The 15,729-nt window shown below is 71.7% G+C and carries 12 protein-coding genes; 4 read left to right on the top strand and 8 right to left on the bottom strand.

What is annotated here, in order from left to right:
• Window positions 1-317: 317 nt before the first annotated feature.
• The 3 genes from DOO78_RS19110 to DOO78_RS19100 form a co-directional block, all read right to left on the bottom strand.
• The gene (locus tag DOO78_RS19110) at window positions 318-1,307 is read right to left on the bottom strand and encodes a Bug family tripartite tricarboxylate transporter substrate binding protein (RefSeq protein ID WP_111471463.1); all 990 of its coding nucleotides are present in this window, start codon (window positions 1,305-1,307) and stop codon (window positions 318-320) included.
• A 102-nt stretch (window positions 1,308-1,409) separates the two neighbouring features.
• The gene (locus DOO78_RS19105; protein ID WP_111471462.1) at window positions 1,410-2,921 is read right to left on the bottom strand and encodes a tripartite tricarboxylate transporter permease; all 1,512 of its coding nucleotides are present in this window, start codon (window positions 2,919-2,921) and stop codon (window positions 1,410-1,412) included.
• Between the two features lie 7 nt (window positions 2,922-2,928).
• The gene (locus tag DOO78_RS19100) at window positions 2,929-3,396 is read right to left on the bottom strand and encodes a tripartite tricarboxylate transporter TctB family protein (protein ID WP_111471461.1); all 468 of its coding nucleotides are present in this window, start codon (window positions 3,394-3,396) and stop codon (window positions 2,929-2,931) included.
• A gap of 173 nt (window positions 3,397-3,569) precedes the next feature.
• On the opposite strand from DOO78_RS19100, the gene DOO78_RS19095 reads away from it, so the two are divergent.
• Together DOO78_RS19095 and DOO78_RS19090 are read left to right on the top strand one after the other, a co-directional pair.
• On the top strand, window positions 3,570-4,526 hold the full coding sequence (locus DOO78_RS19095; protein WP_111471460.1) for an AAA family ATPase: 957 nt from the start codon (window positions 3,570-3,572) through the stop codon (window positions 4,524-4,526).
• A 28-nt stretch (window positions 4,527-4,554) separates the two neighbouring features.
• Window positions 4,555-5,958 carry a VWA domain-containing protein gene (locus tag DOO78_RS19090; protein WP_111471459.1) on the top strand — a complete coding sequence of 468 codons (1,404 nt, stop codon included), beginning with the start codon at window positions 4,555-4,557 and terminating at the stop codon, window positions 5,956-5,958.
• Between the two features lie 108 nt (window positions 5,959-6,066).
• Here DOO78_RS19090 and DOO78_RS19085 read toward each other — a convergent pair whose 3' ends face one another.
• Window positions 6,067-7,362 carry an alpha-hydroxy acid oxidase gene (locus tag DOO78_RS19085; RefSeq protein ID WP_111471458.1) on the bottom strand — a complete coding sequence of 432 codons (1,296 nt, stop codon included), beginning with the start codon at window positions 7,360-7,362 and terminating at the stop codon, window positions 6,067-6,069.
• A 176-nt stretch (window positions 7,363-7,538) separates the two neighbouring features.
• Here DOO78_RS19085 and DOO78_RS19080 point away from each other — a divergent pair, with 176 nt between their 5' ends.
• Window positions 7,539-8,171, top strand: a complete 633-nt coding sequence (locus DOO78_RS19080; RefSeq protein ID WP_111471457.1) for a hypothetical protein — start codon at window positions 7,539-7,541, stop codon at window positions 8,169-8,171.
• A 111-nt stretch (window positions 8,172-8,282) separates the two neighbouring features.
• Here DOO78_RS19080 and DOO78_RS19075 read toward each other — a convergent pair whose 3' ends face one another.
• From DOO78_RS19075 to DOO78_RS27130, 3 genes are all read right to left on the bottom strand, one after another.
• Window positions 8,283-9,974 (bottom strand): thiamine pyrophosphate-binding protein, encoded by a 1,692-nt coding sequence (locus DOO78_RS19075; protein ID WP_111471456.1) that lies wholly within the window; start codon window positions 9,972-9,974, stop codon window positions 8,283-8,285.
• Window positions 9,975-10,191: 217 nt separating this feature from the next.
• Window positions 10,192-11,376, bottom strand: coding sequence for an acyl-CoA dehydrogenase family protein (locus DOO78_RS19070; protein WP_111471455.1), 1,185 nt, complete (start codon window positions 11,374-11,376; stop codon window positions 10,192-10,194).
• Between the two features lie 67 nt (window positions 11,377-11,443).
• Window positions 11,444-12,457 carry an isopenicillin N synthase family dioxygenase gene (locus DOO78_RS27130; RefSeq protein ID WP_165838979.1) on the bottom strand — a complete coding sequence of 338 codons (1,014 nt, stop codon included), beginning with the start codon at window positions 12,455-12,457 and terminating at the stop codon, window positions 11,444-11,446.
• 130 nt (window positions 12,458-12,587) lie between these two features.
• Between DOO78_RS27130 and DOO78_RS19055 the strand changes: the two genes are divergently transcribed.
• Window positions 12,588-14,294 (top strand): N-acyl-D-amino-acid deacylase family protein, encoded by a 1,707-nt coding sequence (locus DOO78_RS19055; RefSeq protein ID WP_111471454.1) that lies wholly within the window; start codon window positions 12,588-12,590, stop codon window positions 14,292-14,294.
• A 39-nt stretch (window positions 14,295-14,333) separates the two neighbouring features.
• Here DOO78_RS19055 and DOO78_RS19050 read toward each other — a convergent pair whose 3' ends face one another.
• On the bottom strand, window positions 14,334-15,587 hold the full coding sequence (locus DOO78_RS19050; RefSeq protein ID WP_111471453.1) for a cytochrome P450: 1,254 nt from the start codon (window positions 15,585-15,587) through the stop codon (window positions 14,334-14,336).
• Window positions 15,588-15,729 lie beyond the last annotated feature (142 nt).

The raw sequence follows: 15,729 nt of genomic DNA, 5'->3' as shown, positions 1-15,729 counted from the left end.
CCCCGCCTCCGACACCACGTGTCAGAGAACATCGCACCACCGGTCGCGCAAGAAGCAAGGTGGGGCCGGGACAACGGATACGAGAGAGGGTGGGGCCTGTCCCGCCCCGCGGCAAGCCCGTGCTGCGACGGGGATCTGCGCCCCCCTCCCGCCCCAGTCGCCACCCGTTGCCCTGCCGCGGCTTCGCCGCGGCAGGCTGTGACGCCCCTCGGGCCCGAGGCGACTCACGGGGCCCCCGCGACGGCGCGAAGCGGCGTCGTGGGGATATCTCCTGGGGCCCCCGCGACGGCGCGGAGCGATGTCGCGGGGAATAACGCTTAGGCCTTGGCCAGCCCCGCCGCCTTCATCGCCTCGCCGAGCGAGGCATCTGCCTCGGCCAGCGCCTTGCCGGCCCCCGCCGCATCGGCATAGACGCCGCCAAAGCCACGGGCCGCCAGGAAGTCCTGGTAGTCCTTCGACTGGTAGATGCGTCCGAGCGCCGGCTCGACCGCCGCCTTCACCGCCTCCGGCAGGTTGGACGGGCCGACGATCACCCGCATGGCGCCGGTGGTGAAACCGATGCCCATCGCCTCCTGCAGGGTCGGGATGCTGGGGAAGGCGTCGAGCCGCTTCGGCGCCATCACGGCGAGGCTGCGGCAGCGCCCGGCATCGAGCATGGCGCGGGCCTCCGGCACCGAGCAGGTGGTGAAGTCGAGCCCGCCCGCCGCCAGGTCCTGCATCGCCGGTGCGGCGCCGTTGGACGGCACCCATCGCACATGGTCGGCCTTCAGCCCGAGGGCATTGAGCCAGCCGGCCAGGGCCAGGTGCCAGATGCCGCCCTGGCCGGTGCCGCTCGCCTTGAACTTGCCGGGCGTGCTCGCCTTGATCGCCTCGGCGAGCTGCTTCGCATCCTTGTAGGGCGAGGCGACGTTCACCTGGATGCCCGGCGGGTCGTTGTTCATCAGGCCGAGCGGGGCGAAGTTCCGGTAGGTGACGTCCGTCAGCCCCTGCCAATGGAGCATGCAGATCTCGGAGGTGATGATCCCGAGCGTGTAGCCATCCGGCGGCGACGCGGCGATGGCGGCATGGCCGACCACGCCGGAGCCGCCGGTGCGGTTCACCACGTTGACGGGCTGGCCGAGCTCCTTCTCCAGCAGGGCGGCGACGATGCGGGCCACCGCATCCGTGCCGCCGCCGGCCGCCCAGGGGCAGAGGAGCTGCACCGGCCGCGCGGGGTATTTCGGCTGGCCCAGGGCCGGGGAGATGGCGGGGGCCGCGAGCAGGGCGGCGCCGCTGCCGAGCAGGATGCGGCGGGTAGGGGCGGTCATGGTCTCGTTCCTCCTGTCGCGCCCCTCCCGGCGGGGCGCTTCATTGCGTTTCCGGAGCGTGCGGCAGGCGGTGGCGGAGTGCAAGCGGCGGCGCCTGCGCGGCTACTCCGCCGCGCCGCCCGCCGCCATCCGTCGTCCCCGCAGCCGGTTCCAGACCCAGATGCCGAGCGGCCAGAGCAGCGCGCCGAAGGTCATGGCCGCCAGCACGCCGGAGACCGGCCGCTCGAAGAAGGGCAGGATGTCGCCATCCGACTTGATGAGCGAGGTGATGAAATTCTGCTCCACCATCGTCCCCATGACGATGCCGAGCACCAGCGCCGCCACCGGGTAGCCGTTGCGCTCCATGACGAAGCCGAGGCAGCCGAAGACGCCGACCAGCAGCACCGAGAAGAGGTTGCTGCCGGTGGCGAAGGCGCCGACCGCGCAGAGCAGCATGATCACCGGCATCACCGCCGCCCGCGGCGCCCGCAGCACGGTCGCCGCCAAGCGGATCATGACGATGCCGAGCGGGATCATGATGATGTTGGCGAGGATGAAGATGAGGTAGAGCGCGTACATCGAGGAGGCGCGCTCGGTGAACAGCGTCGGGCCGGGGTTCAGCCCCTTCATGTAGAGCACGCCGATGGCGATCGCCGTGATGGTGTCGCCCGGGATGCCGAAGAGCAGCGAGGGCACCCAGCCCGAGGCGAGGGAGGCGTTGTTGGAGGCGCCGGCCTCGACCAGCCCTTCCGGATGGCCGGTGCCGAATTTCTCCGGCTCCTTGGAGAAGCGCTTGCTCATGGCGTAGCTGACCCAGGCGGCCATGTCGGCGCCCGCCCCGGGCAGCACGCCGATGATGATGCCGACGACGTTGCCGCGCCACATCGGCCATTGGTACTTCTTGGTCAGCATCCACTGATTGGCCAGGATGGAGCCGAATTTCCGCCGCGGCAGGGGCGGCGGCTCCGGCGTCACCATGGCCCGCATCACCTCGCTCACCGCGAAGACGCCGACCAGTGCCGGGATCGGCTCGATGCCGCCGAGCAGGTCGGTGATGCCGAAGGTGAAGCGCGGCGTGCCGGCCGGGTTCTCCATGCCGATGCAGGAGACCAGCAGGCCGAGCAGCATGGAGGCGATGGCCTTGATCGGCGAGGAACGGGCGACCAGCGTCGCGCACATCAGGCCGAGGAAGGCGAGCCAGAAATACTCGAAGGTCGAGAAGGAGAGCGCCATCTCGGCCAGCAGCGGCGCCATCAGCACCAGGGAGAGGGTGCCGACGATGCCGCCGATGGCGCTGAACCAGAGGCCGGCGCCGAGTGCAAGCTCCGCCTGGCCCTTGCGGGTGAGCGCATAGGCCTCGTCGGTATAGGCGGCCGAGGCGGGCGTGCCGGGGATGCGCAGCAGGCAGCCCGGGATGTCGCCCGAGAAGATCGCCATGGCCGAGGCGGTGATGATGGTGGCCACCGCGGCGATGGGCGAGAGCCAGAAGGTGACGGGCACCAGCAGCGCCGTCGCCATGGTAGCGGAGAGGCCGGGCAGCGAGCCGACGACGAGGCCGTAGACCGCCGAGGCGAAGATCGCGATCAGCACGTCCGGCGCGGCGACCAGGCGGACCGCTTCGAGGAGATCCATCATCGGCCGGTCACCACGGCGCCGCCAGCAGCCCCTCGGGCAAGGGCACCCGCAGCAGCTTGTAGAAGGCGAGGTGCACCAGCAGCGGCGCGACGATGGCGAGCGGCAGGGCGAGGCGCGGCCGGGCGCCGAGGGCGAAGGCGGCGACGAAGACCATGACCGCGCCGGTGAGCAGGAAGCCGAGCCGGTCGGCGGCCAGCACGTAGAACAGCAGCAGGGCCGGCGGCACCAGGGCGCGCAGCCCGCCGAGCCGCCAGGGGCCAGGGGGCGCCTCCTCCTCCTCCGGCACCTCGAAGCTGCGGCCGATGCCGAAGGCGATGAGGGCGCCGCAGATCACCAGGCCGCTGCCGATGAGCAGGGGGAAGGCGGCCGGCCCCACCTCCTGGCCGGGCACGGCCGGCAGGCGGGAGCCGGCGATGGCGGCGGCGGCGCCGAGGGCCACGAGGACCCCGCCCGTCACCCGGTCGGACAGATGCACCGAGACCCCCTGGACCTGTTTCCCTGTCGCCCAGTCTAGAACAGACGCCTGCGGTCGGAAACGCCGCCGGGACCGGCCGGGGGCGGGTTTGTGCCCCGTCGCCGCCCGGTCCATGATCGCGGCGAAGCATCCGCAGCAAGGTCGGAGACGTCCCGCATGAGTTTTGCCGCCGCATGAGCATCGCCTGGCATGGGCTGCTCGGATCGATCGAAGCCACCGAGGCCGGGCTGCAATCGGCCGGCTACATCGCCAGCCGCCCGATCTCCACCGCCGTCTATCTCGCCCACCACCTCCGCAAGCCGATCCTGGTCGAAGGCCCGGCCGGCGTCGGCAAGACCGAGCTGGCCAAGGCCGTCTCCGCCTGGCTCGGCCTCAGCCTGATCCGCATGCAGTGCTACGAGGGGCTGGACGAATCGAAGGCCCTCTATGAGTGGAAATACGGCAAGCAGCTCCTCTACACCCAGATCCTGAAGGACCGGATGGGCAGCGCGCTGGGCGAGGAGCCGGGGCTGGAGGCGGCGATGCGCCGGCTGCACGGCGTCAGCGACCTGTTCTTCTCCGAGGAATTCCTCGAGCCGCGGCCGCTGCTGCGGGCGCTGCGCGAGCCCGGCGGGGCGGTGCTGCTGATCGACGAGGTGGACAAGGCCGATCAGGAATTCGAGGCCTTCCTGCTCGAGCTGCTCTCCGACTACCAGGTGAGCATCCCCGAGATCGGCACGGTGCAGGCGGAGGTGGCGCCGATCGTGCTGCTGACCTCGAACTCCATGCGCGACCTCGGCGACGCGCTGAAGCGGCGCTGCCTGCACCTGCATATCGGCCTGCCGGACGCCCGGCTGGAGGCGCGGATCATCGCCGGCCGGGTGCCGGACGCGGCCGAGGACCTGCGCCGCCAGCTCGTCGCCTTCGTGCAGCAGCTCCGCACCCTCGACCTGAAGAAGCTGCCCTCGGTCAGCGAGACCATCGACTGGGCGCGGGTGCTGGTGCTGCTGCACGCGTCGCAGCTCGACCACGCGCTGGTGCGCGAGACGCTGAACGTGCTGCTGAAATTCGAGAGCGACATCGAGGCGGTCGAGCCGCAGATCGCCGAGCTGCTGCTGCGGGCGAAGCGGGAGGCGGTGCCCGTGCGATGAGCCTGGGATCGCCGGGCCTGGCCGCGCCATGACCGAGGGGCCGCTGCTCGATTTCTTCCGGGCCGCGCGCGGCGCCGGGCTGCGCATCTCGCCGGCCGAGAGCATCGACGCGACCCGGGCGGTGCAGGTGGTGGGCTTCGCCGACCGGGCGCGGCTGAAGGACACGCTCTCCCTGGTGCTGGCCAAGACCGCCGAGGAGAAGCAGGCCTTCGCCGAGGTCTTCGACCTGTTCTTCCGCCGCGGCGACTACGGCGCGGCGGGCGCGGGCGACGCGCCGGCCGCCGACCGGCCGGAGGCGGCGCAGCCGGGCGAGGGCCAAGGCGGGGAGGGCCAAGGCGGGGAAGGCCAGGGTGGCGGTGGGGGCGGCGAGGGCGGCGGCGCCGGCAGCGGCGGCGACCTGGCGCGGATGCTGCTCGCCAACGACCAGGCGGCGCTGGCCGCGGCGGTGGAGCGGGCGGCGCAGGAGGCCGGGCTCGGCAACATCGCCCTCTTCACCCAGGTGAACCTCTTCACCCGCCGCATCCTCGAGCGCATGGGGCTGCAGGCGCTCGACCGCGCCATCGCCGCCGCGCCGGAGAGCGAGCGCGGCCAGCGCCTGCGCGCGGGGCGGGAGCGGCTGCGCGAGCAGGTGCGCGGCTTCGTCGAGCAGGCGCTGCAGCTCTATGCCCGCGGCGAGACCGAGGCCTTCCGCGAGCGCCTGCTGCGCCAGACCCGCCTCGCCGCCATTGAGCGCCGCGACCAGGAACGCATGCGCCGGCTGGTGCGCGCCATGGCGCGGCGGCTGGCGACGCAATATGGCCGCAACCGCAAGCGCGACCGTCGCGGCGTGCTGGACGTGCGCCGCACGCTGCGGCGCAACATGGGCTGGGAAGGCATCCCCTTCCACGTCATCTGGAAGCAGGAGCGGATCGAGAAGCCGAAGCTGGTGGTGCTTTGCGATGTCAGCGGCTCGGTCGCCGCCGTCGCGCAATTCCTGCTGCTCTTCCTCTACTCGCTGAACGAGGCGCTGGCCGGGCTGCACGCTTTCGCCTTCTGCGGCAACCTGGTCGAGGTCTCGGACATTCTGGAATCGCAGCCGATCGAGGCGGCGATCCCGGCGGTGATGGAGCGCGCCGGCTATGGCTCCTCCAACTACGGCATGGCGCTCGGCGATTTCGCCCGCGAGCACCTGGCGTTGCTCGACAGCCACACCACCGTCGTCATCCTCGGCGATGGCCGCGGCAACCGCACCGAGCCGCGGGCGGACATCCTCGCCACCATGGCGGAGCGGGCCAAGCAGGTGGTCTGGCTGAACCCGGAATACCGCACGCTGTGGGGCACCGGCGATTCCGACATGCCCCGCTACGCGCCGCATTGCCGGGTGGTGGCGATGTGCAGCACGCTCGACCAGCTCGAGCGGGTGATCGGCGACCTGCTGCGCGACGGCGGCTGATGGCGGTCGCCCTCAGTCGCCGGGCGCACACCTCCGGTTTGCCTGGCTCCGCAGAATAGGCTGCGGGGCCTTGGACCGGTCAGGACCCGGTCCGCTCCATGGTAGCGCCTACCCGGCGCGCCGGCGCGGCGCCTCCACCCCGGCGGCATTGCCCTCCGGCTCGAAGCGCACCGCATTCGGGTGCAGCACCGGCGCCTGCTGCGCCTCCTCGACGCTGCGGAGGCCGGCCTGGCCGAAGGTGCTGCGGATCTCCTCCATGAAGGAGGCGGTGGCATGGCCGCCGCCGGCCTCGCCGATCGCCGCGACGGGCAGCAGGAAGGCGCGGCCGGCGAAGCAGAAATCCGCCCCCACCGCGAGCGCCCGCAGCACGTCGAGCCCGGAGCGGATGGAGCCGTCATAGAGGATCTTCGCCCGGCCGCCGACCGCGGCGGCGACGGCCGGCACCGTGTCGATCGAGGCGGGCGCGGCATCGAATTGCCGCCCGCCATGGTTCGAGACCCAGATGCCGTCGACGCCGAGCGCAACGGCGCGCTCGGCATCCGCCGGGTGCTGGATGCCCTTCAGCACCAGGGCGCGCGGCCAGGCCTCGCGGAAGCGGGCGATGTCGTCCCAGGTGACGCCGGTGGTCATGTTGCGCTGCACGAAGGCGGCGAGCTCGCCCACCGAGGCGGTCTCGCCCACGTATTTCTTCATGTTCTCGAAGCGCGGCTGGCCCTTGCGCAACATCTCCATCGCCCAGAGCGGGGCGCGGGCGATGTCGAAGACCGTGCGCGGCCGGTAGCGGAAGGGCACCACCAGCCCGTTGCGCACGTCATGCACCCGCTTCTGGCGCATCGGCACGTCGAGGGTGACGACCAGGGCATGTACCCCCACCGCCTCCACCCGCCGGATCAGGTCGAGCGAGAGCCGGTGGTTGTCCGCCGGCAGGCCGTAGAGCTGGAACCACAGGCTGTCCGGGGCGATCCGCGCCAGCTCCTCCATGCCGACATTGGCGACGGTCGAGGAGACGTAGGGGATGCGCGCCGCCTGCGCCGCGGCGGCGAGGATGGCATCCGTGCGCGGCCAGACCAGGCCGGTATTGCCCATCGGCGCGACGCCGACCGGCGCGGCATAGTCGCGGCCGAAGAGCCGGGTGGCGATGCGGACGTCCGAGAGATCGAGGGCGTAGCGCGGCACGATCCGCACCGCATCCATGGCGGCGCGGTTGTGGGCCACGTTGGGCGCGCCCTGGCCGACGCCGCCGGCGACGAAATCATAGGCGAAGCGCGCCACCCGCAGGCGGGCCCGCCGGTTCATGTCCTCGAAGGTTGGGAAGCGCCGGCGCAGCCGTGCCGCGGGCGTCTCCGTCGCCCCGGCGCCCCAGCCAGTTGGCTTGCCCGTATCGCCCGTGCTGCTGCCGCTCATCCGCGTTCCCCGTTCGTTGCGGCGATTATGCACCCTTGCGCGCGGGCGGAAAGCCGGGTCGGGGCCTTGACGCGACAGGGGGGAGCGTCGCAGGTGGGTATCGATCGGGATTGCGAACCCGCTCCGCCGCCGGCCCGCAGGGGTGGTGCGGCGCATCGAGGAGGAGACCCGCTGCCATGGCCCAGTCCCGACGCCGCGCCGGCCTCGCCCAGCACGCCGCCTGGCTCTGCCTGCCGCTGCTGGCCGCCTGCGCCGGCTTCGCGCCGCAACAGCCGCCGCTCGGCTGGGCGAGCCTGCCCAGCGACGCGGTGGCCGGCGCGGGCGACCCGGTTCGCGCCGCCGTCATCAACACCGCCTTCGTCTTCAACAACCCGGGCAGCGTCGCCGGCCGCCCGGCGGAGGCGGCGCGGGCGGTGGCGAATTATGCCTTCCTCACCTCCGAGATCCCCTTCGGCCCGCGCTGGGTCGGTTGGAACCCGACCGCCGGGGTGCAGCTCCAGTCGGCCTATCCCGAGGTGCAGGCCGCCTTCGGCATCGCGCCGAACGCGCCGACGCAGCAGGTGGTGAACGGGCTTTTCGCCGCCTCGCGCGCCTTGCAGGCCGGCGACGTCGCCGCGGCCGAGCGCGCCCTGTCCCCACCGGTCTTCACCGCCGGCGGCGCGGCGACCCTGCAGCGTCTCTCCGCCATGCCGAGCCTGCCGAATGCGGGCTTCGCCGCGACCCTCGCGCAACAGGAGATGGACCGCAGCGACCGGCTCGGCTCGCCGCGCGGCGGCGGTCCCGGCGGCGGCGGCGGGGGCCGGTTCTGAACTTCCCCGCGGCGGCGCGCAGCGCCGTCGCGGGGGCCCATGCTTCGCCCTCGGGGCCAGCGACATCACAGCCTGCCGCACAGCAGGGCGGCAGGCGGGGCGCGGCGGGGGCTATTGCGCTGCGCGCTTGGCGTAGATGCCCATGGAATTGTAGGGCGCATAGGGCGGGAAGGCGCCGATCGCCGCCATGTCCACCTCCACCAGGCTCGGTCCCGGCGTGGCGATGGCCTGCGCCATAACCTCGCCCAGCGCCTCGGCGCGGTCCACCTTGAAGCCGGGCAGGCCGGCGACGGCGGCGAGCTTCTGCAGGTCCGGCCCCACCGGATCGGCATAGAAGAAGCGGCCATCCTGCAGCGCGCCCTGGATGTGCTTGATCACGCCGTAGCCGCGGTCGTTCATCACCAGGATCACCAGCTCGGCCCGCTCCTGCACCGCCGTCCAGAGCTCGGTCTGGTTCATGGCGAAGCCGCCATCGCCGACCATGGCGATGGTCTTGCGGGGCTTGCCGCCCTCGATCCCGGCCATGGCGGCGCCGATGCCGAGCGGCAGGCCCGGCCCGATGGCGGCGCTCACCGGATGCACCGCGTCGCGCGGCCCATAGACCGGGAAGATGCGGTTGCCCCAGGAGGAGTTGCTGATGGTGACGTCGCGCACCCAGAGCGCGTCGCGCGGCATGACCTCGCGCAGCGCCGCCGGAAACGCCGCATAGGGGCCGAGCGTCTCGCGGTAGGCGGCGGTGGCGCGGCGCTTCATCGCGGCGAAGTCGTCGGCGAAGCCGGGATCGACCTGCAGCCGCCCCCGCAGGCGACGGGCAAGGCCCGCCATGGCGAGGCCGGCATCGCCGCAGACGAAGCCGGCGCTTGGGTAGGTGCGGCCATTGGCGCGCGGATCGACATCCACCTGCACGAGGGGCTGGGGCAGGGGCAGGGCGAATTCCATCGTCTCATGGCCGCGAAGCTTCGAGCCGACGACGAGCATCGCGTCGCAGCCGCGGTAGAATTCCTGCACCAATGGCGAACCGTTGCCCTGCAGCCCGCCGAGGGTCATCGGATGGTCCTCGGGGATGATGCCGCGGCCGTTCCAGGAGGAGACGGCGCCGAAGCCGAGCTCGAGCAGCGCCAGCGCCTCGGCGCCGGCCGCCTTGGCGCCGTTGCCGAGCCAGAGCATGGGCCGCTTCGCCCGCGCCAGGATCTCCGCCGCCTCGTCAAGCGCCGCCTCGGCCGGCGGCAGCGGCGGCGGCACCGGCAGGACCAGGCTGTCGAGCGCGGCGGGGCGGGCGATCGGGGTGCGCTGGACGTCGATCGGCAGCTCGATGCTGACCGGGCCCATGGGCGGGGTGAGGGCGAGCGCCGCGGCCCGGGTCAGCAGGCCGAGCGCCTCCTGCGCCGAGCGGATGCGGAAGGCCGCCTTGCAGACGGCGCCGAGCATCGCCGTCTGGCCGGGCAGGTCGTGCACCGTGCCCATGTCGCGGTCGATGAACTTGGTCGGCGTCTGGCCGGTGATGTGCAGCACCGGCGAGCCGGCGAATTGCGCCTCGGCCAGGCCGGGCACGGTGTTGGCGGCGCCCGGCCCGGTCGAGGAGACCATCACCCCGAGCCGGCCGGAGACCCGGGCATAGGCATCGGCCATATGCGCCCCGCCCATCTCGCCGCGCGCCATGACGTAGCGGATGGCATTGCGCCGGCCGATGCCGTCCAGCATCGGGATGTTGTGCACCGAGACGATGCCGAAGCAGGTGGTGACGCCGATCCGGGCGAGGAATTCCGCCACCAGGTCGCCGACATTGTAGGCGCTGTCCGCCATCGTGTTTCCTCCCGAAACTGCCCCGTCCCGCAGGCCGGGATCAGGAACGCCCCTTCGAACCGTCGCTGCCCGTTGCCCTGACGCGGCTCTGCCGCGGCAGGCTGTGACGCCCCTTGGCCGCCGAGCGAATCCGGGGCCCCCACGGCGGCGCGTAGCGACGTCGTGGGGATGATCAGAGGGGCCCCCGCGGCGGCGCGCAGCGACGTCGTGGGGAAGACTACAATCCGTTCTTCAGGATCCGCCGGGCGATCGCCATGCGGTGCACCTCGCTCGGCCCCTCATAGATGCGCTGCACCCGCACCTGGCTGGCCATGAGCTGCAAGGGCAGCTCCTTGGTCATGCCCATGGCGCCGAAGGTCTGCATGGCGTTGTCGAGCACCTCCTGCGCCATCTCGGTGGCGAAGACCTTGACCATCGAGGCCTCGTTGCGGATCTGCTCGCCGGCGCCGAGCTTGGCGGCGGCGTCGCGCACCATCAGGCGGCAGGCATGGATCTTGGTCGCCGCCTCGGCGATCCACCACTGGATCGCCTGCCGGTCGGCGAGCTTGACGCCGAAGGTGGTGCGGTTCTTCGCCTGCTCGCAGAGCATCTCGAGCGCCCGCCGCGCCATGCCGGTGCAGCGCGCGCCCATCTGCAGCCGGCGGACGTTCAGCCGGAGCTGCATCGGCGCATAGCCCTCGCCGAGCTTGCCGAGCACCTGGCTCTCCGGCACCCGGCAATCCTCGAAGACCAGCTCGTAGGTGCGGCGGCCGCCGATCATCGGGATCTCGCGCTCGATGATGAAGCCCGGCGTGCCGCGCTCGACGATGAAGGCGGTGACGCCCTCCTGCCGCTTGCCCTCGCCGGTGCGGGCCATGAGGATGATGAAATCGGCCCGCGGCACGCCGCTCACCCAGATCTTGCGGCCGTTGATCACCCAGTCGCCGCCATCCTTGACGGCGCGGGTGGTCATGCCCGCCGGGTCGCCGCCGGCGCCAGGCTCGGAGATGGCGATGGAGGAGCGCGCCTCGCCCCGTGCATAGGGCTCGAGGTATTTCCGCCGCTGCTCGGCATTCGCCGCCAGCTTCAGCATGTGCAGGTTCGGGCTGTCGGGCGGGAAGAGGAAGGGGGTGACGGTCCGGCCCATCTCCTCCTCGACCGCCATCAGCGCCGAGAGCGGCAGGTCGGCGCCGCCGAACTCCTCCGGCACGTCGAGGCCCCAGAGGCCGAGCTCCTTGCACTTGGCGAGCAGCGGCGCCTCTTCCTCCGGCGTCAACCCATAGCGCTGGCCCTCGGATTCCCGCTTCAGCACCGCCGGCTCGAGCGGCATCAGGTCGCGCTCGACGAACTTGACCACGAGGTCGCGCACCATCCGGTGCTCCTCGGCCAGTGCCGGAATGCCGCCGATATCGAAGCCGTCCATGGCCCGTTTCCTCGCTAGGTCTGTTGCCGGCAGAGTAGACCCGGCCGGCGGCACCCGCGAAGCCCCCTCAGCCCGCCGCGGCGGGCTGGCGATGGGAGAAATTGGTGACGTTCAGCTTGCGCCGGTGGTCCTCGTAGCGCAGCGGCTCGTAGCGGCTGGGAGTCTCCGGCGTGACGCAGCTCGGCACCGGGCGGATCACCGCGTCGTTGTCGGGGCCGAAGAAGAAGGGGATGGCGTAGCGCATCGCGTTGGTCTGGTTCACCACCCGGTGCGGCGTCGGGGCGAAGCGGTCGTTGGAATAGCGCCCGAGCATCTCGGCGGTGTTGACGACGAAGGTGCCCGGGATGGCGGGTGGCCGCAGCCATTCCCCCTCGCGCGTCCGCACCTCGAGGCCCGGCAGGGCGGATTGCGCCAGGAAGGTGATGAAATTGGTGTCGATATGCGGGGCGAAGCCGAAGCGGCCCGCCTCCGGCTCGGGCTGCGGCTGGTAGCGGATGAGGCGGAGCGTGCAGCTCGGGTCGCGGAAGTCGCCGGCGAGGTAGCCGGGCTCCATGCCGAGCGCCATGGTGAAGACCGGCAGCAGGCGCAGCGCCAGCGCCTCCATGGCGGTGAAATAGGCCATGGTCGCCTCGCGGAAGCCGGGCAGGTTGGGCGGCCAGCGGTTCAGCCCGACGAAGGGCTTGCCGGCGAGGATGTCCGGATCGTCCGGGGCGCGGTCGCGGATGATGTAGAAGCTCTCGTTCAGGTTCGGCTTCTTCACCTCGGCGACCTTGGAGGTGCGGATCACCTGCGCCCCGGTGGGCAGGAAGCCGATGTTCAGCGCGCCGACCCGGAGGGCGAGCTTCTCCTCCTCCGGCAGGGCGAAGAAGCGCGCCGCCGCCTCGAAGCAGCCGGCGGGCAGGGCCGGGTCGATGCCGTGGCCGGCCAGCACCAGGAAGCCGGTATCCTCGCAGCTCCGGGCGATGCGCTCGGCCAGCGCCGCCGCGGCGCCGGGCGCGCCTGCCAGGGCGGGGGCGATGTCGAGGACGGGGATGCGGCCCTCCTGGCCGAGGATGCCGGGATCGGCGATGCCGTGGCTCATGCTCCGTCTCCGCGCTGCTGCGGCGCAGCAGAGCATGCGGGGGCGGGGCTGCCAACCGGTCGTCCGACCAAGTTGTGGTTGACAGCCCCGCCCCCCGGGGCATGCTTCCGGCAAAGCTGGAGGAAGTTCCATGCCCGATCTCGATCTGGTGATCCGTGGCGGCACGGTGGTGGATGGCAGCGGCGGCGCGCCCTTCGAGGCCGATATCGGCATCGCCGGCGGCCGCATCGCCACGATCGGCAAGGTCGCGGGCCGCGGCGCCGAGGAGATCGACGCCAAGGGCAAGATCGTCACCCCGGGCTTCGTCGACATCCACACCCATTACGATGCCCAGGCCACCTGGAGCAGCCGGATCGACAGCGCCTCCTACAACGGCGTCACCACGGCGCTGATCGGCAATTGCGGCGTCGGCTTCGCCCCCTGCCGCCCCGATCGGCGCGAGGCGCTGGTGAAGCTGATGGAGGGCGTCGAGGACCTGCCGGAGGTGGTGCTGACCGAGGGCCTCCCCTGGACCTGGGAGAGCTTCGGCGAGTTCATGGACACGCTCGATGCCCGCCGCTTCGACACCGACATCGCCGCCCAGGTCTGCCACGCGCCGCTGCGCCTGCATGTGATGGGCGAGCGGGCCGAGGCGCATGCGGTGGCGACCGAGGCCGAGATCGCCGAGATGGCGCGCCTCGCCGCCGAGGGCATCCAGGCCGGCGCGCTCGGCTTCTCCACCTCCCGCGCCATCGCCCACAAGACGCTGGACGGCCGGCATATCCCGACTCTCGGCACGCCGGAGGCGGAGCTGGAGGCGATCGGCCGCTCGGTCGGCCGGGCGGGCGCCTCCTGGCTGCAGGTGATCTCGGATTTCGACGATCCGGAGGATGAGTTCGCCCGGCTGCAGCGCATCTGCACCGCCTCCGGCCGGCCGATGACCTTCTCCCTGCTGCAGCGGGAGAGCCGGCCCTGGCTCTGGCAGTTCCTGCTGGAGAAGATCGAGGCGGCGAATGCCGCCGGGGCGCGGATGTTCGGCCAGGTGATGGGGCGGCCGATCGGGCTGATGTTCGGCTTCGAGATGTCGCAGCACCCCTTCGTCGCCCGCCCCTCCTGGCAGCCGATCGCGCATCTGCCCTTCGAGGCGCGGATGCAGGCGCTGCGCGATCCGGCGCTGAAGGCGCGGCTGATCGCCGAGGAGATCGAGGACCCGGCGCTGCGGGCGCGGCTCAACACCTGGGACATGATCTTCAAGCTCGGCGACCCGCCGGATTACGAGCCGCTGCCGGAGACCAGCCTCGGCGCCACCGCCCGGGCGCGCGGGATCGACCCGAGCGAGCTCGCCTGGGACTGGATGATGGAGAAGGATGGCCGCGCCATCCTCAACCGCCCGAGCATCAACTATGCCGACCGCGACCTGGAGGCGGTGCGCACCATGGTGCGGCACCCGCAGACGCTGATGGGCCTCGGCGACGGCGGCGCGCATGTCGGCTTCATCTGCGACAACTCCGCCACCACCCATATGATCGCCTACTGGACCCGCGACCGCACGCGCGGGCCGAAGCTGCCGCTGGAATTCGCGGTGAAGCGCCTCTCGCGCGACAATGCGCTGGCGCTCGGCCTCGCCGATCGCGGCCTGGTCGCCGAGGGCAAGAAGGCCGATCTCAACGTCATCGACTACGACAAGCTGCAGGTGCGCGTGCCGGTGATGCAGTACGACCTGCCCGCCGGCGGCAAGCGGCTGGTGCAGAAGGCGGATGGCTATGTCGCCACCGTGGTCAGCGGCGCCGTCACCTATCGCGACGGCGAGGCGACCGGGGCGCTGCCCGGCCGGCTGGTGCGCGGCGCCAAGGGCTGAGCGGGGGAGCCGGGCGGGCGGGACCGCCCGGCCCGCCGTTCAGGCCGGGATGCGCACCGGCAGCTCGGTGATGCCGTGGACGAAGGAGGAGTAGACGCGCTTCGGTGGCCCGACCACCTCGATCCGCTCGAAGCGCGCCAGGATCTCCTCCCACAGGATGCGGAGCTGCATCTCGGCCAGCCGGTTGCCGACGCAGCGATGGATGCCGAAGCCGAAGGAGAGGTGCTGGCGCGGCCGCTTGCGGTCGATGAGGAAGCGCTCCGGCTGCTCGATCGCCGCCGGGTCGCGGTTGCCCGAGATGTACCACATCACCACCTTGTCGCCGGCGCGGATGCGCTGGCCGCCGAGCTCGACATCCTGCAGCGCGGTGCGGCGCATATGGGCGAGCGGCGTCTGGTAGCGGATGATCTCCGGCACCATGCTCTCGATCAGCGCCGGGTTGGCGCGCAGCTTGGCGTATTCCGCCGGGTTCTCGTTCAGGAACAGCAACCCGCCGCTGATCGAGTTGCGCGTGGTGTCGTTGCCGCCGACGATGAGCAGGATCAGGTTGCCGAGGAACTCGCGCGGCGTCATGTCCCGCGTCGCCTCGCCATGGGCGAGCATGGAGATCAGGTCCGGCCGCGGCTCGGCATTCACCCGCTGGTTCCACAGCCCGGTGAAATAGGCCAGGCATTCGGCGAAGACCGCCTCGCGCTTCTCCTCGCTGTCGATGAAGCCGCCGGCCTCCGGCACGGCGGTCGCGCAATCCGACCAGAAGCTCAGCTTGCGCCGGTCCGCGAAGGGGAAGTCGAAGAGGGTCGCCAGCATCTGCACCGTCAGCTCGATGGAGACATGCTCCACCCAGTTGAAGGTCTCGCCGCGTGGCAAGCCGTCCAGGATGCGGCCGGCCCGCTCGCGGATGGCGTGCTCCAGCTTCGCCAGGTTGGCCGGCGCGACGATGGGCTGCACCACCTTGCGCTGCGCATCGTGCCGCGGCGGGTCCATGGCGATGAACATCGGCAGCCGCAGATCCTTCGGCCGATCGCGGATGGAGATGCCGCCGAGGCCGCTCTCGGAGCTGAAGGCCTTGTGGTTCACCTCGACGGCCATGATGTCCTTGTAGGTCGTCACCGACCAATAGGGGCCGAAGAGGGGGCTGGTGGTGCTGTAATGCACCGGCGCGTCGCGCCGCAGCCGCTCGAAGAACGGCCACATCGTGTCGTCCTGGAAGCGGCGGGGATGGCTGGGGTCGAGCTGGTCGAGCGGCGTCGTCCAGGCCTCGGAGGCGGCATCGATGGACACGGGCGCATTCATGCTCTGTCTCCCTGGACGTCTCCGGCATTGGGCCCGGCGAGGGCGGCGGGTCGTCACGTCCCTCCGCGATCAGGCCCCTGGGCTGTGTGCCCTGCGCCTGGGTTCGCGGGCCATGGTCTGGCGCATTGCCTGGTCGCCCGAG

Origin of the sequence: Roseicella frigidaeris, assembly GCF_003258945.1 — a bacterium.
GTDB classification, from domain to species: domain Bacteria; phylum Pseudomonadota; class Alphaproteobacteria; order Acetobacterales; family Acetobacteraceae; genus Paracraurococcus; species Paracraurococcus frigidaeris.
This window is presented reverse-complemented; position numbering and strand designations above follow the sequence as displayed.

What these genes read in the sequence shown, in the direction of transcription:
- DOO78_RS19110 (WP_111471463.1), bottom strand. Translation starts at nt 1,307, where the DNA reads ATGACCGCCCCTACCCGCCGCATCCTGCTCGGCAGCGGCGCCGCCCTG.
- DOO78_RS19105 (WP_111471462.1), bottom strand. Translation starts at nt 2,921, where the DNA reads ATGATGGATCTCCTCGAAGCGGTCCGCCTGGTCGCCGCGCCGGACGTG.
- DOO78_RS19095 (WP_111471460.1), top strand. Translation starts at nt 3,570, where the DNA reads ATGAGCATCGCCTGGCATGGGCTGCTCGGATCGATCGAAGCCACCGAG.
- DOO78_RS19090 (WP_111471459.1), top strand. Translation starts at nt 4,555, where the DNA reads ATGACCGAGGGGCCGCTGCTCGATTTCTTCCGGGCCGCGCGCGGCGCC.
- DOO78_RS19085 (WP_111471458.1), bottom strand. Translation starts at nt 7,362, where the DNA reads ATGAGCGGCAGCAGCACGGGCGATACGGGCAAGCCAACTGGCTGGGGC.
- DOO78_RS19080 (WP_111471457.1), top strand. Translation starts at nt 7,539, where the DNA reads ATGGCCCAGTCCCGACGCCGCGCCGGCCTCGCCCAGCACGCCGCCTGG.
- DOO78_RS19075 (WP_111471456.1), bottom strand. Translation starts at nt 9,974, where the DNA reads ATGGCGGACAGCGCCTACAATGTCGGCGACCTGGTGGCGGAATTCCTC.
- DOO78_RS19070 (WP_111471455.1), bottom strand. Translation starts at nt 11,376, where the DNA reads ATGGACGGCTTCGATATCGGCGGCATTCCGGCACTGGCCGAGGAGCAC.
- DOO78_RS27130 (WP_165838979.1), bottom strand. Translation starts at nt 12,457, where the DNA reads ATGAGCCACGGCATCGCCGATCCCGGCATCCTCGGCCAGGAGGGCCGC.
- DOO78_RS19055 (WP_111471454.1), top strand. Translation starts at nt 12,588, where the DNA reads ATGCCCGATCTCGATCTGGTGATCCGTGGCGGCACGGTGGTGGATGGC.
- DOO78_RS19050 (WP_111471453.1), bottom strand. Translation starts at nt 15,587, where the DNA reads ATGAATGCGCCCGTGTCCATCGATGCCGCCTCCGAGGCCTGGACGACG.